Here is a 24,428-nt window from a genome sequence, read left to right as displayed (position 1 = left end):
TCAAAAAGTTCATCTATATATTTAGCGTTACTTATTTGGCATCAATTCGCCCAAAAATCCACCGGTTTCTATGCCTATCTCATTCAAAACTGACCAAGTGTGAGCAACGCAGTTATTAGTAATAGCATTATAATTATTAAAATCAAAATTTGACAATGCTCTATTCTCATGAATGTCTCTAAATCTATCAAACTGCTCTTTTGTTATCTCAGTCGTTTTTGAGTATCTTGGCTCACCAGCATACGATGAGTTATCATCATCTTTTAGCACTCCTATATCAAACGGCATACTATTTCTGCTTGCAAAGCCAAACTCAAGTGGCTTATTAACCTCATCACTAGCACCTAGCCACATATGCCCAGCCATAGATGGATTGGTTGTATTTTTATCCCTATCTGTATGCATAGTGCCACGCTCTTCTATATTTACTGTAAGTGTATATTTTGGCATATTATTCTCCTTTAATCAAGTTCAAATTTAAGCTCTCCAAATTTACCTATACGATATCTATTTATTTTTAGATATATTCCTGCCTCTTTTGCTAAAGGTGTGTCATTTAGCACTTCTAGCCTTATTTGATAATCCCCCTTATATAGCCCAACAGCAGCTATTCTTTTGCGTTTTGCCCACGAACCATTAGGAGATTGTGCCCTAGAAGATATTTCTATCTTAGACATATCAGCTACTATCTCAAAGTCATCATCTCCTTCATACCAACGCATTCTTAAATCATCACCAGTTAGATACTTATACTTAAAATGTTTATTTATAGAGTGAATTTTAAGCTTTAAAAGTATATTTGCACCCTTGCACTCTTCTTTGCTCGAGTAGTGCGAACCAGCTATCTTAAATTGAGGCACAATCTGGCAATATATATCATCCAAGTTATAATCAACTCCTTGTTCTTTTAACTCTTGTTTTTTTTGACTAACTAGCTCAAATAGTCTTTTTTCTTCATTGACATCTTTTGATGCAATTGCTAATGTAAATTCATAAAATTCACTATCTCTTATAGATATATTAAAATCATACACATTACCCTTTGTGCTTACATCAAGCTCTTTGTCAATGCTTGGGCTTGGTGTTTCGTATTTTGTTGGTAACTTTATAAAATATCCTATAATCAATATCAAAATTATATAAAAAATATGTCTAAATTTTATCTTTTTACGCATATTGTTCTCCTTGTTTGATTTAATACTATTTAATTACTACTCTGCATCCAAATCAATCTCTGGTAAGTTTAATTCTGTCAAAACTGCCTTTGGTTTTGATTTTAACGGTGCATTCACACCTTTTTGCAAAAGCCCATCAAGTCCTGATTTAGCCAAATGTTCGTCTATATTTTTAATATCCACTTTTTGAAAATCTTCATCATATTTATAATCTGCTTGCTCATCTTCGTAAGAAGCATTGCCAGAAAGCCTATCAATCTCTTTTGAAATATACTCACAAAAAACGCCAACATATCCACGATTTTGACAATTTTTATCAAGATATTCACTCATAATTGATAAACAATTTGCATAATCACTTAAAAGTATATTGCCCTGCAAAAGCTCAAACTTCAAAAACACCCAATACGTATTTAACACGTCTGATTCGCAGTATTCATTAATTTTTTCTATCTCATTTTGATAAAATAGCTCCAAAACCTGATCCCCACTCACATCATATTTACCAGGGATATTTAATGACGCACAAAGAGCATCGAGTTTAAGGCCTCTAACTGCACCAAAATCACTAATATGATCAAGCAAATCAAGATGAAAACGCCCATCATAACGCGATCTATAATTTTTCCATTTATCCTTGTTTAGCTCTTTATTGTCAGTCTCATAATACGCACTAGCACTGATATTGTATCTCATTGCTCTTGCCATAATCATCGGCAAATCAAATCCTCTACCATTAAAACTAACTAAACGTGGATTATGCTCATTTATAAAAGTTATAAATTTTGTTAAAATTTCTCGCTCATTTTCACCCTTCATCGTGCTAACTCGCAAAAATCTACCATACTCATCAGCCATAACAGCCGATATAGCAACAACTCTATGATAAATTATGGGTAAAAACTCACTGCCACTAACTTGCTTTTGTGCCTCAAATGCTTGCAAACTAACATCCATATCGTCGCCATCATATCCATAAATACGTCTTAGCAACGAAGCATCAGGGATCGTTTCACAATCAAACACACATATATAACTTTTTGCCATTTTTACCCTTTTTAAGTATTTTATTTATAAAATGATAGCTAAAATTTTATAAAAGGTAAATTTTGAGAACAGATTTTTTAATGGATCTAAATACACAAGAGAGATTTTTTGAATTTTTGCAAATCAATGAGTTTAGTTATCTAATTATGCGAGACAAAAAGGTGTATAAAACCAATGATTTATATGAGTTTATAAGCGAAGATGGGCGTTTAAATTGCTATTTGTATCATGATTTTTTTGGAGATATTAACATGTATGTAGATGGTGATTTTATGGCATTTAGCGATATAGATGCACCAGTTATATACTTATCAAATTCTTTATATTTTGAAAATACGCATAGCGTAAAGTGTGGCAAAGTTCAAACAAATATAACCTATCACAAAGATGGCAAAAGTGTGAATAAAAACAAGGTATTAAAAGAGTATTTTTGCAAAATAAACTTCTGGCTAGAGCAAAATCTAGCCAAGAAATTTATAAATCACAAACAGATACTTGTTAGCAATGAGATAAATTATCTACTAACAATTGGAAAAATAACTAACTTTTTAAACTAGTTTTTTTAAAATTTCTAGCGTATTTATTGCGTCATTTTGTACATCTGTAACTATATGGCGATGTAAAATTTCGCCCTTGTCAATGATTAAGGTCTGCCTATGATAAAATCTAACGCCATTTAACGTGCTAAACTCGCTAAGATTAAGATCGTGAGCGAGTAAAAATTTCTCATCATTGATAAATAAAATATCTCCACCAATATCATTTTTAAACTTTTCTTGATCTTGTGGTGTTTGAGTGCCAACAGCTAAAATTTTATAACCTAACTTTAAATATTCATCGGTCAAATTTACATAACCTTTTGCTTGCAAAGTGCATCCCGTAAGCCCTTTTGTGTTCTTTAGTTCGTCACTTAAATACTCACCATTTTTACCCATTTTTGGATAAAAAAACAAAACACATCTATTTTGTTTTATAAAATTATAAAAATAAAACTCACTACCACTTGCATCTCTTATCATAATATGTTCCTTTTTGAGTTAAATAAAAACAGCAAAAATAGCACACAAAAGCTAAAAATCAGCATAAGTCCAGCATAAATATGAGCTTTAGTAAAGTCAAGCATTTCAACCGCTTCAAATATCGCTATACTAGCTACCCTAGTTTCATCCGCGACGCTACCACCTATCATTAAAACAACACCAAACTCACCCATAGTATGAGCAAAACTAATCACAATGGCACTTAGGATTGCTGGACGAATATTTGGTAGTGCTACTTTAAAAAGCGTTGTAAATTCTGATTTTCCAAGCGAATAACTAGCCTCAAATAAATTCTTATTTAAACTTTGCAATCCTGACTTAAGTGGAGAAAACATAAATGGCAACGAATAGATACAACTAGCAACAACAAGACCAGTAAAATTAAAAACCAGTCTAACATCAAAATTTTGTTGTAAAAACGCACCAATTGTAGAGTATGGCGACAAAAAAATAAGCAAATAAAATCCTAAAACACTAGGTGGCAAAACCAATGGAAGTGAAATTATCGCTTCAAAAAATGGCTTGAATATGAAATTTTTTCTAGCAAAAAGATATGCCAATGGCAATGTTAATAAAAACAAGATAATTGTAGTTATAAGTGAAAGTTTTAAAGATAAATAAAATGGCATAAGATCTAGACCAAACATAAAATTTCCTAAATTAATTTTTTATATTTTAATAAATTTTTAATAAAATAGTGATAAAAATGGTAAATTTAGCTTAAGGTTTTTAGTGCCTAAGAATAGTTTTTGACCAACCAAGCCAAGAACCCAAAAGAGCAACAAACACAAAAAGCTATGATTTGGCAATGCTTTAAAAACAATAAATAAAGTTAAGTATAAAATTTTATATATTATATTACGCAATTTTATTAAAACCAACTTTTACAATGTTTCAGACAATAACAAGTCTTTGTATGATCTGCTTACAATTACAAACAAATTAAGCAAAAACTATAAGCTCATTATGAAATTTATAGCATCTAGATTTGCTCTTAAATACTTGTTTTAACAAACCTGCTTTGGGTTACCTTGCACCGCCTTCTTTGCTGTCATTATCCTTGTTTTTTGGACTTAATTAAGCAAACCTATCTCGTTTCACTCGCCATTGCTTGGCTTGGCTTCGGTCGCTGTCGTCATCTCTCCCTTTTTTTGGGCTTGAGAAGTTTTACTCAAACTCGACTACGCCGAGCGTTACACTTGTTTTCAGGGAAACATTTTTGCTTTGCAAAAAGCGCTTCGCTTGTTTTGAAGAAACATCACTTCGTGAGCGCTTCGCTTGTTTTGACATTAATTGAAATGATAAAGATAAAATTTCAAACAACTATTAAAAATATTTAAACAAATTGGCTTTTAAATAATTAATTATTTAAATTTAGTAGCGATATTTTGCTTGCTAATGCTTTGTGGTTATAGTGATTTAAAATTTTACAATTTATCCATCTACAACTACAATATAATAATTTAATTAATAGTATTTCTTAAAAAGTTACGTAAAAGTTAGGCACAATTTACTAAAATCAATAAAACGCCTACAAATAGTTATATAAAATAGCAATTAATATTGCGTTTAGTTTTTACAAAGCAAAAACTAACCCCTGAAATCCAGGGGTTAAAATAGATTAAAGAGCTTTAATTTTTACGTTATGGTCTTTATACAAACCAGTTCCAACAGGAATCATGCGACCCAAAATAACGTTTTCTTTAAGATCTTCAAGATAGTCAAATTTTGCTGCAATTGAAGCTTCAGTAAGGACTTTTGTAGTCTCTTGGAACGATGCAGCTGAGATAACGCTGTCACTTCCAATAGCAGCTCTTGTAACACCAAGAAGTATCGGCTCAGCAATCGCTGGTTCGCCACCCATTTTCATGATACGCTCGTTCTCTTCTTTAAATTTCGTGCGTGATATCATATCTCCAACAATGAAATTTGTATTTCCGCTATCAATAATCTTAACCTGACGAAGCATTTGCGAAACAATGATTTCAATGTGCTTGTCAGCAATCGCAACACCTTGACGACGATAAACTTGCTGAATTTCACTTATCAAATAATAATGAAGTGCTTTTTCACCCAAAATTCTTAATATATCATGGCTTGAGATAAGTCCATCTGTTAATTTCTCACCAGCATGAACAAACTCGCCACTTCTTACTTGAATTTGACGTGTTTTATCTATCAGATATTCAGCCACGCTTCCATCTTCTGCCTCGATTATCAAACGCTCTTTTGAACGAAGCGGTTTATCAAATCTAACTATACCATCGATCTCAGCAACAACAGCTGTATTTTTTGGTTTTCTGGCTTCAAATAACTCAGAAACCCTTGGCAAACCACCGGTGATGTCTTTTGATTTGGCTACTGCTTTTGGTGTTTTAGCCAATGTATCAGCTTGTTTAACTCTGGCACCATCGCTTACAAAAATTGCCGTTTTTGGCTCAAGCTGATATCTTATTAAACCGCCGTTTGATGTAGCAATTATAATTGTAGGCTTTACTCCGCTTGGCAAGTATTCATTTACAACAAGCCTACTTTGACCAGTTGCTTCATCAAACTGTTCAGCCACGCTATAGCCAGGCTCGATATCCTCAAAGCTTACCACACCAGCTTCCTCTGCAATTATTGGAGTTGAGTATGGATCCCATTCAGCCACTACAAGCTTGTCATTACTCTCAGGCATAGCAATTACACTATTTAGCTTAACAGCCGCATTATCATCTAGCTCTATAATAGAATTTCTTGGTATATAATGACGCACAGCCTCTCTATTATCTTTGTCAGAAACAACAACAAAAAGACCTTTTTCAGTTACCTTATAGCCCTTTTTAACATCTTTTAAACGCTCTAAATAATCGCCTTTTAATATGAAAAATTTAGCTACACCAGTCGCATTTGCGACGATTTTTTGAGTTACAGGCTCACCATCAGCTATTTTTAACTCACTAGCAAACGGAATACGATTTGGGACATTCCAACCCTCTTTTATTACCTCAACAATACTTTCATTTTCACTTACCATGTCACCATTTGCGTATGGGATGAAAAATTTACCCTCTATCTTGCCACTTACACCAGCCAACTCGTTTGGTTTAGCTAAATCACCACGTCTTATAGTGTATTTTGTCTCTTCTTTGTCATTTTTAATGCTAATATTAACATCTTCGTGAGCGATTTCGATTGAAATTTTACCATTTATTGTTGATTTTATTTTTGGCTCAACCAAAAGCACAGCTGCACTTCTACGATTTGCAACAATTGTCTTGCCACCATTTTCATAAGTATTTAAGTTGTAATAGCGTATAAAACCCTCTTTAGTTGCTACAACTTGACGATCTTGCTGTTCAGTTGATGCGGTGCCACCAATATGGAATGTCCTAAGCGTTAGCTGGGTTCCTGGCTCACCAATTGACTGAGCCGAGATGATGCCAACAGCCTCGCCTGGCTTAACTAATTTACCTTCGCCCAAATTCACGCCATAGCACTTAGCACAAACACCTTTTGCCGCCTTGCAAGTAATAGGTGTGCGAATACTTACTGATTTTATACTGCTTTCACTAAGCACTCTTGCTTTTTCTTCATCTATCAAAGTGCCTTCTGAGAATAGAATTTCATTAGTAATAGGATCAATAACATCATCTGCCAAAACTCTTCCTAATACTCTTTCTTCTAAACTCTCGATTAATTCACCATTTTCTGTTATCTCTGTTATCTCAACGCCCTCGTGAGTGCCACAATCATGCATAGTAACTTTAACATTTTGTGCAACATCAATTAGTTTTCTTGTTAGATAACCGGCGTTAGCTGTTTTAAGAGCAGTATCTGCTAGACCCTTTCTTGCACCGTGAGTTGAGATGAAATACTCCATCATATTTAGTCCTTCACGGAAATTTGAAACAATCGGAGTCTCAATAATCGAACCATCCGGCTTAGCCATCAAACCACGCATACCAGCAAGCTGACGAATCTGAGCTGCCGAACCCCTTGCACCAGAATCCGCCATCATATAAATTGAGTTAAAACCACCCTTATCGTTTTGAACAAGCTTCATCATCTCACTAGCAACAGAGTTGTTTGTATCTGTCCAAATATCAACAATTTTATTATAACGTTCGCTATCGGTTAATAAACCACCCCCATATTGACGCTGAATCTCACGCACTTTTTTCTTGGCGTCATCGATATGCTTTTGTTTATTTTCAGGTACGATGATATCGGCAATAGAGATCGAAATACCAGCTTTTGTAGCATATCTAAAGCCTAAGTTTTTAAGCTTATCTAAAAACTCAGCCGTTACTTCTAAGCCACCATTTTTATAGACATAATCAACAAGATTTGAAATGTCTTTTTTCTTCATAATCTTATTCCAATAATTTTCTGGCACAAAATCAGGTATGATAGAGCGAAGTATCAATCGACCAGCCGTAGTAAATATCGCACGACCATCAATCATTGTTTTTATCTTAGCATGAAGTCCCAAAGAGTGTGCTTCTTCAGCGATCATAACCTCATCAACTGAGGCAAAAATTTTATTTGCACCAATCTCATCAGTTCGCTCTAAGCTTAGATAATAAATTCCCAAAACCATATCTTGAGACGGCACAGTTATCGCCTTACCACTGGCTGGAAGCAAGATATTCATCGAGCTAAGCATTAAAATTTTACACTCAGCGATAGCTTCTTGACTAAGTGGAACGTGAACCGCCATCTGATCACCGTCAAAGTCAGCATTAAATGCAGCACAAACTAGCGGATGAAGCTGGATAGCCTTGCCTTCAACTAGCACAGGGTGAAACGCCTGAATAGATAATTTGTGAAGCGTTGGAGCACGGTTTAGCATAACAGGATGATCTTTAACTACCTCTTCTAAGCACTCCCAAACTTCGTTTGTCTTATCTTCTATCATCTTTTTGGCTTGTTTAACGGTTGTTGCATAGCCCTTTTCTTCAAGACGTGCAAGAAGGTGTGGCTTAAATAGCTCAAGTGCCATTTTCTTTGGAAGTCCGCACTGATCCATTCTTAGTTTTGGACCAACAACGATAACTGAACGACCAGAGAAATCAACACGCTTTCCAAGTAGGTTTTGACGGAAGCGTCCCTGCTTACCTTTAATAATCTCTGAAAGCGATTTTAATGGACGCTTGTTTGCACCTTTTACAGCATTTGCACGGCGTCCATTGTCAAACAGTGCATCAACCGCTTCTTGAAGCATACGCTTTTCGTTTCGGATAATAATCTCAGGTGCATCAAGCTCTAAAAGACGTTTTAAACGGCTATTTCTGTTTATAACACGGCGATAAAGATCATTTACATCAGATACCGCAAATTTACCACCATCAAGGCTAACAAGCGGACGTAAATCAGGTGGAAGCACTGGCAAGTTCGTTATCATCATCCACTCTGGACGATTACCTGAGTTTAAGAAGCTCTCAACTACCTTTAAACGCTTAACTATGGTTTTTTTCTTGGCTTCTGAGTTAGTTTGCTCCATTTCAGATTTTAAATTTACTAAAATATCCATCAAATCAAGCTCAGCAAGCATATCATTGATAACTTCGCCACCCATTCTTGCTACAAAACCATTATTTTCATATCTTGAGACTAGCTGCTGGTATTGCTCTTCATTTAAAACATCATATTTTTCTACTTTTTTAGAATTTTCATTATCATAAAAAGCATCTCCAGCACTCTCTACGATATACGCTTCATAGTAAAGCACACGCTCTAAATCTTTCATTTTTATACCAAGAAGTGTCCCTATGCGACTTGGCAATGAATTTACATACCAAATATGAGCAACTGGAGTTACAAGCTCAATGTGTCCCATACGAGAACGACGAACTTTTGAACTAGTTACCTCAACACCACACTTTTCACACTTGATACCCTTATAGCGCATCTTTTTATATTTTCCACAAAGACACTCATAGTCACGAATTGGTCCAAAAATTTTAGCACAAAACAAACCATCGCGCTCTGGTTTAAGCGTACGGTAGTTTATTGTTTCAGGTTTTTTAACCTCACCATAACTCCATGATTTTATTCTATCAGGACTTGCAAGGCGAAGCTGAAAAGCTTCAAAATCGCGTGGTCTTTGCTCTTCTTTTATCTCAACAGGTTTTAAATTTAAACTACTCATTTATTTCACCCTCATCATATATCTCAACATCAAGTGCTAGTGACTTAAGTTCGTTTGTAAGAACGAAGAAAGTCTCAGGAATGCCAGTTTCTGGCACATTTTCGCCACGTGTAAGTGCTTTATAAGCAGAAAGCCTACCTTCAACATCATCGGATTTAACAGTTAACATCTCTCGAAGTGTATGAGCTGCACCATATGCTTCTAATGCCCAAACTTCCATCTCTCCAAATCTTTGACCACCAAATAGTGCCTTACCGCCGACTGGCTGCTGAGTAACTAGGCTGTATGGTCCAGTGCTTCTTGCATGAACCTTTTCATCAACCAAGTGGTGAAGTTTTAACATATACATACATCCCACATTTACGCGTTCTCTTATTTTTGAACCAGTCCTACCATCATACAATTCAGTTTTACCATCATTATCCACTTTTGCCATTTCAAATAATTTAGCAAATTCTTCAGGTTTTACGCCTTCAAATATTGGTGTAGCAAATCTTACACCATTACTCCAGTCTTTTGCATAATCAAGCAACTGTTCATCACTCATTTGTGTTAGAGCCTTTTTAGCATCCATTAATCTTGAAACACTAGCTATCTCTATCATCTTAGCACGAAGCTCTTTTATCCATTCGCCCTTTTTCTCTTCGAAAATTTCAGCTATTTGCTCACCAAGGCGGTAACCAACTAAACCAAGGTGACTTTCTAAAATTTGTCCGATATTCATACGACTTGGAACGCCTAGCGGATTTAAGACGATATCGACTATCTGACCACTTGGCAAATACGGCATATCAACTTCTGGAACAATATTTGAAACGATACCCTTGTTGCCATGACGTCCAGCCATCTTATCGCCAACTTTTAACTTACGTTTAGTAGCTATATAAACCTTAACAAGCTTAACAACACCACTTGGCAATATATCATCTTTGCTTAAAATTTCAATCTTAACGTCATGCTCTTCTTTTAGCTTACGTTTTTCATTTTGAAAATGTAGCTTAATCTCATCGTATTTTTTCTGCACATCTTTTGAAAATGCTTTAACAACTGAATTAATCGTGAAGCGATTAACTTGCTCTAAGTCATTTACATCAACGTTTGCACCCTTTTTGTATTTTTTACCATTTACTTCTGCATCTAAAGCAAGTTGGTTTTTAGAAAGAAGTGACGTTATTTTAAGCATCTCCTCTCTATCTAGTATTAAAAGTCTATCGTGATGCTCTTTTTCTAATTCATTTTTTTCTTGCTCATATGTTATGGTGGCACGAGCATCTTTTTCATATCCTTTTTTAGTAAAAATTTTCACATCAACGACAACACCTTCCATAGAAGCAGTTGCATAAAGTGATTTATTTACCACGTGACCAGCTTTTTCTCCAAATATTGCACGAAGAAGTCTCTCTTCAGGTGTTGGTTTTACCTCACCTTTTGGAGAGACTTTGCCTACCAAAATCATACCTGGCTTAATCTCTGTACCGATCTTAACTATACCACTCTCATCAAGATGCATAAGCTCTTCTTCTTTTACGTTTGGTATATCTTTAGTTATCTCTTCAACACCATCTTTTAACTCACGCGCTTCTATCTCTTTTTCATAGATATGCACACTCGTAAAGGCATCTTCGCGAATCATTCTTTCGTTTATAACAATAGCATCTTCGTAATTATATCCATTCCAAGGCATAAAGGCTATTAAGGCATTTTTACCAATGGCTAATTCTCCACGCTCCATACTTGGACCATCTGCAATAATTTGACTAGCTTTAATCTTATCGCCCTTTTTTACAATTGGATGCTGTGAAAATGTCGTATTTTGGTTTGTTCGCATATTTTTTTCTAGACTATAATGATCTATAAATGGTCCATTTTCATCTTCGCCTAAAATAAAGATATTTTTATTATCAACCTTTTCTACTATACCGCTACGTTTAGCCTTAACGCTTTCCCAAGCATCACGAGCGATCACACTCTCCATACCTGTTCCAACTATAGGAGCAGTAGCTTTTAGTAATGGAACTGCTTGTCGCTGCATGTTTGAGCCCATTAATGCACGGTTTGCATCGTCGTGCTCTAAAAATGGAATAAGAGAAGCAGCAACACCAGCTATCATACCAGAACAAAGATCTATTAAAGTTACATCCTCTCTACGTGCAAGCACCATTTCACCATCACGTCTAACTTCTAGCAAATCCTCAATTATCACGCCATTTTCATCTAGTAAAGTCGAAGCAGGTGCAATTACATTGTTTTCTTCCTGAGTAGCTGTTAGATAAACTATCTCATCCATAACTTTACCATCAATAACTTTTTTATAAGGAGCTTCAACAAAACCCAACTCATTTACTTTCGCATACGTTGAAAGCGTATTAATCAAACCGATGTTTTGACCTTCTGGAGTTTCAACAGGGCAAATTCGTCCATAATGAGTAGGATGAACGTCACGCACCTCAAATCCAGCTCTTTCTTTAACTAATCCACCCTCACCAAGTGCTGAAAGACGACGCTTATGAGTAACTTCACTTAGTGGATTAGTCTGATCCATAAATTGACTTAGCTGACCACCAGTAAAAAACTCCATTATTGTCGCAGTTATCATCTTAGGATTTATTAAATCATATGGCATAACTTCATCAATATTGCTACTAAGTGCTGTAAATTTATCCCTAATTGCCTTTTGCATTTTAACAAAACCAAGATGAAGCTCGTTGGCTAAAAGTTCGCCAATAGAACGAATACGACGATTTCCTAGATGATCGCGATCATCAATATGTCCCTGACCATTTTTGACTTTGATAAGATATTTTGCTGTTTTTATAATGTCTTCGTTTGTTAAAACGCTAACATACTCAGGCACTTCTAAACCAAGCTTATGATTCATCTTCATACGACCAACATTAGTCAAATCATATCTTTCTGGATTAAAGAATATATCATTAACAAATGCTCGTGCGGCCTCTTTTACAACAGGCTCACCAGGACGCATTACTTTATAAATTCTGATTGCTGATAGATCATTTTCATCTTCAACACCTTCTGTTTGTTTTAAAATTTTTAATGTTTCAGCATCAGCTATAAAGGAGTTTATTATCGCATCATCAACACCAAGTGCAGAGTTATTTACTATCTCAATCTCTTTATAATCATTTACCAATTTTATTAATTTATTCTCATCAAGTTGAGTTAATGTGTCATAAATAACTTCGCCACTCTCATTATCCACAAGAGGACTAGCAAGATATCTATTTAGAAGCGATTCAATAGGGTATTCAACCATATCTATACCATCTTCTATTAGTTTATCGGCTTTTTTCTTAGTTAATCTTTTTCCGGCTTCATGTAGGACTTTGCCATCTTTGTCTTTTATATCATATTCTACCCTGCCAATGTAGTCATCTGGATTAAATTTAGTAAGAAATTTATTTTTTTGAATATATAAAGTCTGAATAGGATAAAATAATTTTATAATATCTTGTTTTTTATATCCCAATGCTCTAAAAAGTATTGTCACAGGCACTTTCCTGCGTTTATTAATACGAACATAAAGGACATCTTTTGTATCGTATTCAAAGTATAACCATGATCCGCGATCTGGTATAATTTGTGCTGTATATATTAGTTTATTTACAACAGTTGAGCTTTCTTCTTGTTTAAATATAACACCAGGACTTCTGTGTAATTGATTAACAACAACACGCTCAACACCGTTGATAATAAATGAAATTCTATCCGTCATGAGTGGAATTTCACGTATAAAAATTTCTTGCTCTTTTATATCTTTAACACCAACTTTTTCGCCAGTCTTTTCATCTTTTTCATGAACAATTAATCTGATTTTCATTTTTAGATTAACAGAATATGTAAGTCCTCTTTCTATACACTCTCTTATAGTATATCGTGGCTTTGTTATCTCAGAACTAACATACTCTAAACTCAAGCGGTTTTGAACATCATGTATAGGAAATATAGACTTAAAAACTTTTTCTATACCGCTTTCAGATTGTGAATTATCTATGTTTAAAAAGTTATCAAAGCTCTTTTTTTGTAATTGTAATAAATTTGGAACGTCTATCTCTTTAACAACGTTTGAGAAATCAACTCTTAAGCGATTTCCTGAGTATAAGCTATTTAACATTGCATCTACCTCGTGGTAATTTTGAAAGAAAAGTATTGAGCCTTATAAAAGGCATCTAAATTTAAAAAAGAGAGAGCATTAGCCCTCTCTACAAGTTTTGAAAATTTCAGAAAACTGAAATTACTTAAGTTCGACTTTAGCACCAGCTTCTTCAAGCTCTTTTTTAGCAGCTTCAGCTTCATCTTTACTAATACCTTCTTTAAGAACAGAAGGAGTTTGCTCAACTGCATCTTTAGCCTCTTTAAGACCTAGACCAGTTAATGCACGAACAACTTTAATAACGTTGATTTTCTTATCGCCGCCATCTAGTAGCACAACGTTAAATTCAGTTTTTTCTTCTGCAGCTTCAGCTGCACCACCAGCCACAGCACCAGCTACCATTACAGGAGCAGCACTAACGCCAAATTTCTCTTCAAATTCTTTAACTAATTCACTTAGTTCTAAAACTGATAGATTAGATATAAACTCTAATACATCTTCTTTAGTAATTGCCATTTTATTATCCTTTTATTATGCTGTTTGTTCTTTTTTTTCTTTAAGCGCATTTAAACCAATTGTAAAATTTTGGATTGGCGCATTCCATACTTGTAGTAGCATTGCAATAAGCTCATCACGACTTGGCATTTTAGAAAGAGCTCTAACTTTTTCAACACTAGCAACTTCACCATCAATATGTGCTGTTTTGATACTAAATAAATCATTAGTTTCTTCAAATTTAGCAACAACTTTAGTTACAGCTAATTGATCTTCGCCCCAAATGTAAATATTTGTATCTTTTAACTCCATGCCATCTTTATCGACATTTTTAAGTGCGATGTTGGCTAGAGTATTTTTAACAACCTGAACTTTAATACCTTGCTCACGAGCAGTATTTCTTAAAACTTCAAGCTTTTTTACATTCAATCCACGATAATCACAAACTATAATAGCACCAGCTTCTCTAAACTCAGCTTCTAGTTTAGCTACAACTGCAGATTTTTCACTTCTTGTCACATTTTCTCCTTTCCGACCAGTGATTTCAAGCAGAGCGAGTCGGTTCAATTAAGCCTTATAAGCCTCCGCTATCTCCAATCTAAGATAAAAATCTAAATTCAATGTAAATTCACATTTTTATCTTAAAAAACGAAGAGACAAATATCTCTTCATTTTTTAATTTATAAATTATTTTAAATCCATTACCTCTTGAGTATCAAGCGTAACTGATGGACTCATCGTAAGTGCCAAAGTAGCATTTTTGACATATCTGCCTTTAGCTGCTGCTGGCTTGTGCTTATTTATAGCCTTAATAAACGCTGAGACATTATCTAATAATTGCTCTTTTGTAAAATTAACTTTGCCCACACCAGCATGAATGTTCCCCTGCTTATCAACACGGAAATTTACTTGACCACTCTTGGCATTATTAACTGCTTGAGCTACATCCATTGTAACAGTTCCCGTTTTAGGGTTTGGCATTAAGCCTTTTGGACCTAAAATTCTACCAACTTTACCAACTAATCCCATTAAATTTGGAGTAGCAATTAATACATCAAAATTTATGATACCTTTTTGAATATCCTCAACCAAATCATCATCACCAACTATATCAGCACCAGCTGCCTTTGCCTCATCTGCCTTAGCATCTTTTGCCATAACGGCTACACGAACCTTCTTGCCAGTGCCAGCAGGTAGAATAACTGAGCCACGAACCATTTGATCGGCATGGCGTGGATCAACATTAAGTTTTAGTGCTATTTCGACAGTTTCAACAAATTTTGCACTTGATAGAGTTTTAACTGTATCTATACCTTCACTTATACTATAAACTTTATTTTCATCAATTTTCTTAAGAAGATCTTGAAATCTTTTTGTAGTCTTTCCCATTAATTTCTCCGCATCTATATTGCTTCCGCCTTTAGAATCTCAACCTGGCGGTATAGGTTATTAGTCGATTATTTCAACACCCATTGAACGAGCAGAACCAGCTATAATCTTAGCAGCTTGCTCTTTGTCATTTGTATTTAAATCTACAATTTTTCTCTCAACTATTTCTAGAACCTGAGCTTTTGTAATTTTCGCAACTTTATTTTTTAGAGGATTATCTGTTCCTTTTGTAATACCTGCTGCTTTTTTAATTAAATCGGTTGCAGGTGGTTGCTTAGTGATAAATGTAAAGCTTCTATCGGCATAAACAGTAATAACAACAGGGATATTATAACCTGCCATATCTTTTGTTCTTTCGTTAAACGCTTTACAAAATTCCATTATATTCACGCCTTGCTGACCTAGTGCTGGACCAACCGGCGGACTTGGATTTGCTTTAGTTGCAGCGATTTGCAATTTTATTTCGCCTATAACCTTCTTAGCCATAAACTTTCTCCTTAAATTATCTTCTCAACTTGTGAATACAAAATATCAACTGGGGTACTTCTGCCAAATATTGAAACATTAAGGCGAAGTTTGCCATGAACCATATCATACTCCTCTACGATACCAGTAAAGTTCGCAAAAGGACCATCTATTATACGTACGCTCTCGCCATCTTCAAAGAAAATTTTCGGCTTAGGGGCAGCACGTTTTTGTACTTTTTCCAAAATTGTATTAATGTCTTTATCTGTTAAAGGTGTTGGTTTTTTTGCCTCACCAATAAATCTGCCAACTTTTGGCAATGATTGAATCTTGTGCCATAAGGCAGTATCTAAATCAAGATGTGCAAACGCATACCCTGGATAAAGAGTTCTTTCATTTATTTTTTGTTTTCCGTTTTTTATCTCTATAACATCTTCTGTTGGGACAATAACTTCTTTAAGCTGTTCTTCTATCCCATGATCTTTTACCAGATTTTCAATGCCTCTTTTAACAGCCATCTCACTTCCAGCATAAGTTTGTATAGCATACCATTTATGTGCCATATTTTACCTCGTTATATTAAACTAGATAATGTAAAAGACATAAGAGCATCAACTATCGCTAAAAATAGTGATACCACAGTAACAACAATAAAAACGGTAATAAATGCATTTCTAACTTGTTCTTTCGTTGGAAATATAACCTTTGAAATTTCAAGTTTTGATTGCTTAATATAATTTATTATCTTTTCCATTTTTAACCTTAAATGTGGCAGGGCAAGAGGGATTCGAACCCCCAACCATTGGATTTGGAATCCAGCGCTCTACCGTTGGAGCTATTGCCCTAATGGCATAAACCCACTAGCTCTTTAGCTTAACTTCTTTGTGAATAGTGTGTTTTTTAAGTCTAGGGCAATACTTTCTAAGCTCTAGCTTTTCTGTCATAGTTTTACTATTTTTTGTTGTGCTATAGTTAATATCACCACTTTCAGCACACTTTAAACCTATTTTAATTCTCATCAAATATCCTTAAAATTTTGAGTGAGAATTTTCTCACTCAAATAGTTAATTACGCAAGTATTTTAGAAACAACACCTGAACCAACTGTTCTGCCACCCTCGCGGATCGCAAAACGTGTTCCCTCTTCAAGAGCAACTGGAGCTATAAGCTCAACTGAAATTTTTAGGTTATCGCCTGGCATAACCATTTCAGTTCCCTCTGGAAGTGTTATAGAGCCTGTAACGTCAGTAGTTCTAACATAAAACTGTGGTCTATAGTTATTAAAGAATGGAGTATGGCGACCACCCTCTTCTTTTGTTAGAATATAAACTTCGCCTTCAAATTTTGTATGAGGAGTGATTGATTTTGGCTTAGCAAGAACCATGCCACGCTCAACATCTTCTTTCTTAGTGCCACGAAGTAAAACACCAACGTTATCGCCAGCTTCACCTTGATCCATCTCTTTTCTAAACATTTCAACACCAGTAACTGTTGTTGTTTGAGTATCGCGAATACCAACGATTTCGATAGTATCACCAACCTTAACAATACCTTTTTCAATTCTACCAGTTACAACTGTACCACGACCTGAAATTGAGAAAACGTCCTCAATAGGCATAAGAAGATCTTTGTCAGTAGCACGTTGTGGAGTTGGGATATAAGCATCTACTTGTGCCATAAGCTCAAGTACTTTTGCTGACCACTCACCATCAACACCGTCTTTAGCTTCATTTAAAGCTTGTAGTGCTGAACCAGCAACGATTGGAGTATCATCGCCTGGGAAGTCATAAGTGCTTAGTAGTTCGCGAATTTCCATTTCAACTAACTCAAGAAGTTCAGCATCATCAACCATATCGGCTTTGTTCATGAAAACAACGATATATGGAACACCAACTTGGCGAGATAGCAAAATGTGCTCTCTTGTTTGTGGCATTGGACCATCAGCAGCAGAAACAACTAGGATAGCACCGTCCATTTGAGCAGCACCTGTAATCATATTCTTAACATAGTCGGCGTGACCTGGGCAGTCAACGTGAGCGTAGTGGCGGTTTTCTGTTTCATACTCAATGTGTGAAGTAGCAATAGTAATACCACGCTCTTTCTCTTCTGGAGCGTTGTCTATGTTATCATAGTCTTTAAGCTCAGCAAGACCTCTTCTTGAAAGAACAGCAGAAATTGCAGCTGTTAGTGTAGTTTTACCATGATCAACGTGACCAATAGTACCGATATTTACGTGTGGCTTGTTACGTGAAAATTTTTCTTTAGCCATCTTGTCCTCCATTATGATATATATGACATAAACTAAAAATTTATATTATAACCTAAATCGCATAAACCGTGGAGCTCATAGCGGGACTTGAACCCGCGACCTCTTCCTTACCAAGGAAGTGCTCTACCTCTGAGCCATATGAGCGTGAAAACTCTTGGCAGAGACGATTATCACAACAATATAAATTTCAACTAATAGTGGATATAACTGAATGCATATACAAATTAAGTATAATATACAGCTCCCAGTTTAGTATCCAAAATCTTTTTGGAGCGGGAAACGGGACTCGAACCCGCGACCCTCAGCTTGGAAGGCTGATGCTCTAGCCAACTGAGCTACTCCCGCAATAGCATGGTGGTGAGACGTGGATTCGAACCACGGAAGACATAGTCAGCAGATTTACAGTCTGCCCTCGTTGGCCACTTGAGTATCTCACCTTGATAAATGTTATGCTTGGTATTTCTGGTCAAACACTGTTAAAGTAAAATGGAGCTGGTGAACGGAATCGAACCGCCGACCTACTGCTTACAAGGCAGTAGCTCTACCATCTGAGCTACACCAGCACCCTTGATTTGAAGCCTGAATTATAGCTCAAAAAAAATTAAATGTCAAGAGTTTTAAAAAATAAAATAATTTTTTATAAATTTTATTGAAATTTAAAATCTATAAAATTATAATTGTTTTTAATTTAAGGGGGATAATATGCATTTTTTGCCATGGATAATCATTGTAATTTTAATATATACAGTGTTTATGTTAATAAACAGATATGAAAAAAAATTAACACTTTTATCTAAAATGATAGAACAAAATGATAGACATATTCAACAAAATAAAGAATTAATAGAACAAAATAGACTGCTAATAGAAAAAAATAAGTATAACATTGAAAAAAACGCCAAACATATTAATAAAATAGACATTGACTTAGAAGATTAACGTTTCCAAAATTTTTCACTTTGCTCTTTTTGCAGATATTTTTCATAAGCATCCATACGGATATTTAATGTCTCTAGGTTTTTGCCATTATCTTTAAGTCTGTAGTATTTACCGTCCATTAAACAATATTTTGGCTCTAAATCATATCTAGCAGAGATTGGCAAAATTTTAAAACTAAGATTGTCTAATATAACTGGTTCGCTACCTTGTTTTTTCCATAGGGCAAGAACCATGTGATAACCACCAATGATTTTTTCTTTTACAACCAATAAACAAGCTTGATTTTTTACACCTAAATCTCTAAGGCTTTTTAACTTACTGATAGCATACTCTTCACAATCACCTCCCGCACTACGTAAAAACTCTGCCCTAGTGCTCCAAATATCAATATTTTTATTATAGTAATCATCATGACGAGGACGCATAGTGTTTATATATGAATTTACAAGCTCTAGTTTTCGTTCAAAATTTTCAGTACTAATTTTTTGCATAAAATTTGCATAGTGATTTAATATATTTTTGCATATTTGATTGTCGCATTTTGCTAAATTTTCATCTGAAAGTTCATAACTTTTAGCGTTTAAAAAAGCTACGAGTAAAAATATAAACAAAATTTTAAACATTTAAATTTTGTATAGCTAAAACCAATGATAACCTGTCTTTTACACCCATTTTGGCATATATTGATGTTGCGTGAGCCTTAACTGTTCTTTGTGTTATGCCAAGTTTTTCTGAGATATCCTTATTGCTCAATCCTTGCTGTATTAAAGTAGTTATTTGTTTTTCGCGAGAGCTTAAAGTATCATATATGTCATTTTGATTACTTTTAACAACGTCAGAGTCAAAAACAATTTCTTGTATCATGCTTTGAATAAATTCTGGATACAGCCAGATATTGCCGTTTTTTATGGTAGTAATGGCATCATTAAAATGGATCTCTTGCATGTGAGAGTTAGCATAAGCTTTTACACCCAAAGACACCAGTACTTTGCCTTGAACAAAATTAGGCTGATTAGCAAGAATAAAAATTTTACTATCTTGAAAATCTTGCAATGTTTTTTTAACAAACTCTACTATATTATCCACGGCATCAACATCTATGCCTAGTATTACATCCTTGTTATTTAATTGCTTTAAAAATTCTGCTTTTCCAGAAGTTATATTAACATCGTGTTTAAATTTATAACCACTCCAAAGATTATAAAGTGAATTATTTTTTGTAAACAAAACAGTTTTCAATCTATTCCTCCATGATTGTTAATCTCTTATTAAACAACAAATCTCCATCTGCATAAACAAAAATTTGCTTGTTTTGACTATACTCATCAATGCAATACTCATACAAAACACTACCTAAAAACTCAGCAACTATCATACTACTACAATCAACAACAAATATCAACTCAATACTATTACTTGTTATTGAGTATTTATATGCAGTTTTTAAATTTAAAATTTGTGTATTAAACTCAACTCTGTCAAATCTCTCATCATATCCAAGTATTACAATTTTAACTATCGTTATATTATCTTTGTTTATTTTAATCTCTTTAGGTAAATAAAAATTCCTGATTTGATTTTTATATTCACTTAATTGACTATATTGCTTTTCAACATTAGCAAAAACAAGTGTGCTAACATCACTATTAACAACATCGCAGACATCACTACCCTTTACAACAATCAAATCACGATCTAAAAACGATAAAATTTCATATTCTTCAAAATTTTTATCATAAACTATTGTTTGCATCATCTCTCTGTTAGTGCGTTATTTTTCGCTTTTAATATTGGTTTTAAAAGATAATCAAGTATGGTCTTTTTACCAGTGATAATATCTGCACTAACCACCATACCAACCTTTATACGAAGCGGTTTATCTTCAGTGCCAAGATAGTTCTTATCGGTTTCTACACGCACTAAATAGTGGCTCTCTCCAGTTTTTTCATTAGTCTCAGTATCGGCACTTATAAGCGTTACATTGCCATCTAAACCACCATATATACTAAAATCATACGCCGTAAATTTAACTTTAGCCGGAAGACCAGTTCGTAAAAACGCAACATCAGCCGGCACAACTTTAACCTCGGCTACCAATTTATCATCAAGTGGCACTATCTCTGCTATACTTTCGCCAGGCTTAATTACGCCAGATATTGTATGAATCATCAATTTACTAACTATTCCATCAACTGGAGATCGGACGTAAGTTCTTTCAACTCTATCGCTTAAATTTATTTGAGATTCGTTTATTCTAGCCATTTCAGCCGATACTTCATTTAGCTCTTTTTTTGCATTATTAGTAAATGCAAGTTTTGCTTCTGTTATTTTGTTTTGAACCTCATTTATGGTTGATTGAACTCTAGGCACAGATAATCTAGCTGCTTCCAACTCGCCTCTTAAGTCATTTAGGCGTCTTTGTAACTGCAAGAATTCAACCTCACTAACCAAACTCTTTTTAAAGAGTGGCTCCATAATATCCCTCTCTTTTACTGCAAGTTGGTAACTTGTTTGAGTTTGAGAAATTTTATTTCTTAGCTCGTTTAATTCACTCTCTCTTTGCCTTAGTTGTTCATTTAAAATTCTAATTTGCTCATTTAATTGAGCCTTGTTTGAGTCATAAAGACTAAGCTCATACATTATAGCTTTTGAATTATTTATATCACGAGTTTCATTAAAATCAAAAACTTTATCATTTGCTTCTGCATCAAGTCTTAAAAATTTAGCATGTAGCTCTTGCAATCTGAGTTGTGATTCTCCATAGCTACTTGAGAAATTTTTATTATCTATTTTTAAAATAATTTGATCTTTTTTAACCTCATCACCCTCTTTGATTAAAATTTCTTGAACAATACCGCCCTCTAAATTTTGAACCGTTTGATTTTTGCCAGATGGTATAATCTTGCCAGTTCCTCTTGTTATTTCGTCTATTTTTGCATATGATGCCCATATCATCAACCATGCCACAGTAATAAATATAGCATACAAAATTTTCCTAGAATTAGAAGGAGCTTTTGCCAAAACAGCCTCAGACAAACTCGACATAAAACGAATATCATATGCATCATAGTTTTGATTTTGAATTTTCTGCCTTATATCTTTGGCGTCTGCATAAATTTTATTACTAATACTTTTTTGCTCTTCTGTGCTAATTGTTGTTTTGGTATCATCTTGTGCTACTTGCACAATCTGATTATCGTTACTATTTTGTTTTATATCGCCCATATTATTTCCCACTCAATTTTGCCAAAACGTCATCACGTTTGCCATCTAGTAAAATTTTACCATTATCAATCACTATAAGTCTATCAACCAAATCAAGCATTGATGTTTTATGAGTAATTAATACCATTGTTTTATTTGCAATACTTGTCTTTAAATTTGCTTTTAGCTTATTTTCTATTGTATTATCTAGTGAGTTTGTAGGCTCATCTAGTAATACAATTGGACTGTCAAGTAAAAATGCTCTAGCCAATGCGATACTTTGTCGCTGCCCACCACTTATGCCATCACCTCTTTCAAGAACCGGCATGTCAAAACCAAGTGGATGCATATTAACATACTCATCCACACCACTGATTTTTGCTGCTCTAATTATTTGCATATCGTCAGCATAAGGTGCTTTTTGCACTATGTTTTCACGCACAGTTCCTTTAAATAATAGCACATCTTGTGGAACATACCCTATGTTTCTACGCAAATCTGCTGGGTCTATTTGGTTTATATCTATACCATCTATCAAAACTGAACCTTCAGTTGGAGAATATAACCCTAACATAAGCTTTTGTATAGTTGTTTTACCAGAACCATTACGCCCTATTATACCGACCTTTTCTCCGGCTTGTATTGTAAAGCTAACCCTATCAAGCGATCCTTTGACAGTTTCTGGATAAGTAAAACTGACATTTTTAAATTCTATTTTGCCATCAAACGTATTTCGCCTTACAAATTTTTTGCCTTCTGGACGTTCTACTGGCATATTCATTATATTGTCAATGCCTTTATAAGCAGTTTTCGTCTGCTCGTAATTTGCTATCAAAGATGCAACCTGACCCATAGGTGCTATAGCACGACCCGCTAATATAACCGTGGCTATCAAACCACCCATAGTTAGTGCAGTATCTTTTATCATATATACACCAAGCACAACCAAAGCAACTGTATTAATATGTACCAAAAATGCCGTTACTGTTGTAATAGAGGTGGTTATCATTTTTGATTTTATACTTCTGTTTGAAATTTCGCCAGTAGCTTCTTCCCAGTTCCACTGGACATTTCCACTAGCACCAAGTGTTTTTATGGTCTCTAATCCATTTAGACTCTCTATTAAAATGCCATTTTTAGCAGCACTTGCTTCAAATGTGCTTTTGATAGCATTTTGAAGTGGATTTTTTATAGATAAAGTATAGATCAAAATAATTATCATTGTAACTATTGGAACAACAACTAAGTATCCACCAATAAAATAAACAGTAATCAAAAATATAATAGCAAACGGCAAATCAACAATGGCAGCCAAAGAGGCTGATGAGAAAAAATTTCTTATAGTATCAAATTCTCGCAAATTTGAGGCAAATGAGCCAACGGATTTTGGACGATTTGTAAGTTTTAGATCCATAACTCTTTCAAAAAGCATAGAACTCATAATAATATCGCTCTTTTTGCCAGCGATTTCTAAAAAATACGACCTTGTAAATTTCAAGAAAAAATCTATCAAATACACAACCAAAACACCAATTGCAAGCACCCAAAGCGTTTCAGTTGCATTGTTTGGAACAACTCTATCATAAACATTCATAGTAAATAGCGGACTAGCTAAAACAAATAAATTAATAATCACACTAGCGACAATAACATCGATATAAATTTTCTTAGATTTTTTCAAAGTCCCCCAAAACCAATGCTCTTTTGTATTTTCAAGTAAATGCGAGGCTTCTCGCTCATCTGGAGCAAATTCACGCTTTAAATAGTATGCATAACCTAGATACTCTTGATTTAATTTATCCAAATCTATCGTGCTTGAACCATTTGCAATATCAGGCACAATGATGTTTGCAGTGCGTCTATCTGTGCTTATGCTTTGTAAAATACATGCTTTTTTGCCTCTTAGCATAAGTATGCATGGAAGCACAAGTGGAGATATTTGATCTAAATTTTTCCTAACCAAACTAGAAGCAAATCCAGCTCTTAATGCCGCACGCGAGAACAAAGATTTTGAGCCACTTAAAGAAAAAAGCTCGACCTCTTCACCATCTTTTACTGGCAAACCAATTGTTAATGCGTCAGCACTATATGGGTTATTATGTAGTTTAGTAAAAATTACCAAACACTCTAGTAATTCATCTTTTTTATCGCCTACCATA

General features: G+C 34.5%; 22 protein-coding genes and 5 tRNA genes. 2 read left to right on the top strand and 25 right to left on the bottom strand.

Annotated elements, in window-relative coordinates:
- Positions 1 to 27: 27 nt before the first annotated feature.
- Genes LQU93_RS03530 through LQU93_RS03520 form a run of 3 tightly spaced genes read right to left on the bottom strand, consistent with a single transcriptional unit; the run spans position 28 to position 2,222 of the window.
- Entirely contained in the window at positions 28 to 450 is a 423-nt protein-coding gene (locus LQU93_RS03530) for a hypothetical protein (protein ID WP_229932512.1), read from the bottom strand.
- A gap of 11 nt (positions 451 to 461) precedes the next feature.
- The gene (locus tag LQU93_RS03525) at positions 462 to 1,175 is read right to left on the bottom strand and encodes a DUF5625 family protein (RefSeq protein ID WP_229932511.1); all 714 of its coding nucleotides are present in this window, start codon (positions 1,173 to 1,175) and stop codon (positions 462 to 464) included.
- A gap of 36 nt (positions 1,176 to 1,211) precedes the next feature.
- Complete coding sequence (locus LQU93_RS03520) at positions 1,212 to 2,222, bottom strand: 3'-5' exonuclease (protein WP_229932510.1); 1,011 nt, start codon at positions 2,220 to 2,222, stop codon at positions 1,212 to 1,214.
- A 62-nt stretch (positions 2,223 to 2,284) separates the two neighbouring features.
- Here LQU93_RS03520 and LQU93_RS03515 point away from each other — a divergent pair, with 62 nt between their 5' ends.
- Complete coding sequence (locus LQU93_RS03515; protein ID WP_229932509.1) at positions 2,285 to 2,779, top strand: hypothetical protein; 495 nt, start codon at positions 2,285 to 2,287, stop codon at positions 2,777 to 2,779.
- Here the strand turns inward: LQU93_RS03515 and LQU93_RS03510 are convergent.
- The 17 genes from LQU93_RS03510 to LQU93_RS03430 form a co-directional block, all read right to left on the bottom strand.
- On the bottom strand, positions 2,771 to 3,241 hold the full coding sequence (locus tag LQU93_RS03510; protein WP_229932508.1) for a redoxin domain-containing protein: 471 nt from the start codon (positions 3,239 to 3,241) through the stop codon (positions 2,771 to 2,773). The two genes, LQU93_RS03515 and LQU93_RS03510, sit on opposite strands and share 9 nt — an antisense overlap.
- Positions 3,238 to 3,909: a molybdate ABC transporter permease subunit gene (gene modB, locus LQU93_RS03505; RefSeq protein WP_229932507.1), complete on the bottom strand. Its 672-nt coding sequence runs from the start codon at positions 3,907 to 3,909 to the stop codon at positions 3,238 to 3,240. The genes LQU93_RS03510 and modB overlap by 4 nt, the downstream gene beginning before the upstream one ends.
- Positions 3,910 to 4,883: 974 nt before the next feature.
- Entirely contained in the window at positions 4,884 to 9,398 is a 4,515-nt protein-coding gene (rpoC, locus tag LQU93_RS03500; RefSeq protein ID WP_229932506.1) for a DNA-directed RNA polymerase subunit beta', read from the bottom strand.
- Entirely contained in the window at positions 9,391 to 13,530 is a 4,140-nt protein-coding gene (gene rpoB / locus LQU93_RS03495) for a DNA-directed RNA polymerase subunit beta (RefSeq protein ID WP_229932505.1), read from the bottom strand. Before rpoB ends, rpoC begins: the two co-directional genes overlap by 8 nt.
- Positions 13,531 to 13,650: 120 nt before the next feature.
- Positions 13,651 to 14,025, bottom strand: a complete 375-nt coding sequence (rplL, locus tag LQU93_RS03490) for a 50S ribosomal protein L7/L12 (protein ID WP_229932504.1) — start codon at positions 14,023 to 14,025, stop codon at positions 13,651 to 13,653.
- A gap of 15 nt (positions 14,026 to 14,040) precedes the next feature.
- Complete coding sequence (rplJ, locus tag LQU93_RS03485; protein ID WP_229932503.1) at positions 14,041 to 14,523, bottom strand: 50S ribosomal protein L10; 483 nt, start codon at positions 14,521 to 14,523, stop codon at positions 14,041 to 14,043.
- Positions 14,524 to 14,691: 168 nt separating this feature from the next.
- The gene (rplA, locus tag LQU93_RS03480) at positions 14,692 to 15,393 is read right to left on the bottom strand and encodes a 50S ribosomal protein L1 (RefSeq protein WP_229932502.1); all 702 of its coding nucleotides are present in this window, start codon (positions 15,391 to 15,393) and stop codon (positions 14,692 to 14,694) included.
- A gap of 60 nt (positions 15,394 to 15,453) precedes the next feature.
- The gene (gene rplK, locus LQU93_RS03475) at positions 15,454 to 15,879 is read right to left on the bottom strand and encodes a 50S ribosomal protein L11 (RefSeq protein ID WP_229932501.1); all 426 of its coding nucleotides are present in this window, start codon (positions 15,877 to 15,879) and stop codon (positions 15,454 to 15,456) included.
- An 11-nt stretch (positions 15,880 to 15,890) separates the two neighbouring features.
- Entirely contained in the window at positions 15,891 to 16,421 is a 531-nt protein-coding gene (gene nusG, locus LQU93_RS03470) for a transcription termination/antitermination protein NusG (RefSeq protein WP_229932500.1), read from the bottom strand.
- Positions 16,422 to 16,432: 11 nt separating this feature from the next.
- A complete protein-coding gene (secE, locus tag LQU93_RS03465; protein ID WP_229932499.1) occupies positions 16,433 to 16,612 on the bottom strand; it encodes a preprotein translocase subunit SecE in 180 nt (59 codons plus the stop codon).
- Between the two features lie 15 nt (positions 16,613 to 16,627).
- A tRNA-Trp gene (locus LQU93_RS03460) sits at positions 16,628 to 16,703 on the bottom strand.
- A gap of 15 nt (positions 16,704 to 16,718) precedes the next feature.
- Positions 16,719 to 16,877: a 50S ribosomal protein L33 gene (gene rpmG, locus LQU93_RS03455; RefSeq protein ID WP_229932498.1), complete on the bottom strand. Its 159-nt coding sequence runs from the start codon at positions 16,875 to 16,877 to the stop codon at positions 16,719 to 16,721.
- 49 nt (positions 16,878 to 16,926) lie between these two features.
- Positions 16,927 to 18,126: an elongation factor Tu gene (tuf, locus tag LQU93_RS03450; RefSeq protein WP_229932497.1), complete on the bottom strand. Its 1,200-nt coding sequence runs from the start codon at positions 18,124 to 18,126 to the stop codon at positions 16,927 to 16,929.
- A 69-nt stretch (positions 18,127 to 18,195) separates the two neighbouring features.
- Positions 18,196 to 18,270 (bottom strand) — tRNA-Thr (locus tag LQU93_RS03445).
- A 124-nt stretch (positions 18,271 to 18,394) separates the two neighbouring features.
- Positions 18,395 to 18,471: transfer RNA gene (locus tag LQU93_RS03440), tRNA-Gly, on the bottom strand.
- 7 nt (positions 18,472 to 18,478) lie between these two features.
- Positions 18,479 to 18,563: transfer RNA gene (locus LQU93_RS03435), tRNA-Tyr, on the bottom strand.
- Positions 18,564 to 18,613: 50 nt separating this feature from the next.
- A tRNA-Thr gene (locus tag LQU93_RS03430) sits at positions 18,614 to 18,689 on the bottom strand.
- Between the two features lie 139 nt (positions 18,690 to 18,828).
- On the opposite strand from LQU93_RS03430, the gene LQU93_RS03425 reads away from it, so the two are divergent.
- The gene (locus LQU93_RS03425) at positions 18,829 to 19,065 is read left to right on the top strand and encodes a hypothetical protein (RefSeq protein ID WP_229932496.1); all 237 of its coding nucleotides are present in this window, start codon (positions 18,829 to 18,831) and stop codon (positions 19,063 to 19,065) included.
- Here the strand turns inward: LQU93_RS03425 and LQU93_RS03420 are convergent.
- The 5 genes from LQU93_RS03420 to LQU93_RS03400 all read right to left on the bottom strand — a co-directional run bounded on the left by LQU93_RS03420 (position 19,062) and on the right by LQU93_RS03400 (position 24,427).
- Complete coding sequence (locus tag LQU93_RS03420; protein ID WP_229932495.1) at positions 19,062 to 19,688, bottom strand: transglutaminase-like cysteine peptidase; 627 nt, start codon at positions 19,686 to 19,688, stop codon at positions 19,062 to 19,064. The genes LQU93_RS03425 and LQU93_RS03420 overlap by 4 nt on opposite strands.
- Positions 19,681 to 20,304 carry a helix-turn-helix transcriptional regulator gene (locus LQU93_RS03415; RefSeq protein ID WP_229932494.1) on the bottom strand — a complete coding sequence of 208 codons (624 nt, stop codon included), beginning with the start codon at positions 20,302 to 20,304 and terminating at the stop codon, positions 19,681 to 19,683. Before LQU93_RS03415 ends, LQU93_RS03420 begins: the two co-directional genes overlap by 8 nt.
- A 1-nt stretch (position 20,305) precedes the next feature.
- The gene (locus LQU93_RS03410) at positions 20,306 to 20,818 is read right to left on the bottom strand and encodes a DUF5416 domain-containing protein (protein ID WP_229932493.1); all 513 of its coding nucleotides are present in this window, start codon (positions 20,816 to 20,818) and stop codon (positions 20,306 to 20,308) included.
- Positions 20,818 to 22,110, bottom strand: a complete 1,293-nt coding sequence (locus LQU93_RS03405; RefSeq protein WP_229932599.1) for an HlyD family type I secretion periplasmic adaptor subunit — start codon at positions 22,108 to 22,110, stop codon at positions 20,818 to 20,820. Before LQU93_RS03405 ends, LQU93_RS03410 begins: the two co-directional genes overlap by 1 nt.
- 181 nt (positions 22,111 to 22,291) lie before the next feature.
- Positions 22,292 to 24,427: a type I secretion system permease/ATPase gene (locus LQU93_RS03400; protein ID WP_229932492.1), complete on the bottom strand. Its 2,136-nt coding sequence runs from the start codon at positions 24,425 to 24,427 to the stop codon at positions 22,292 to 22,294.
- Position 24,428: the final 1 nt, after the last annotated feature.

The organism is Campylobacter majalis (assembly GCF_905120465.1).
Lineage (GTDB): Bacteria > Campylobacterota > Campylobacteria > Campylobacterales > Campylobacteraceae > Campylobacter_A > Campylobacter_A majalis.
The sequence above is the reverse complement of the archived record's forward strand: the minus strand, read 5'-3'. Positions and strand labels throughout refer to the sequence as shown.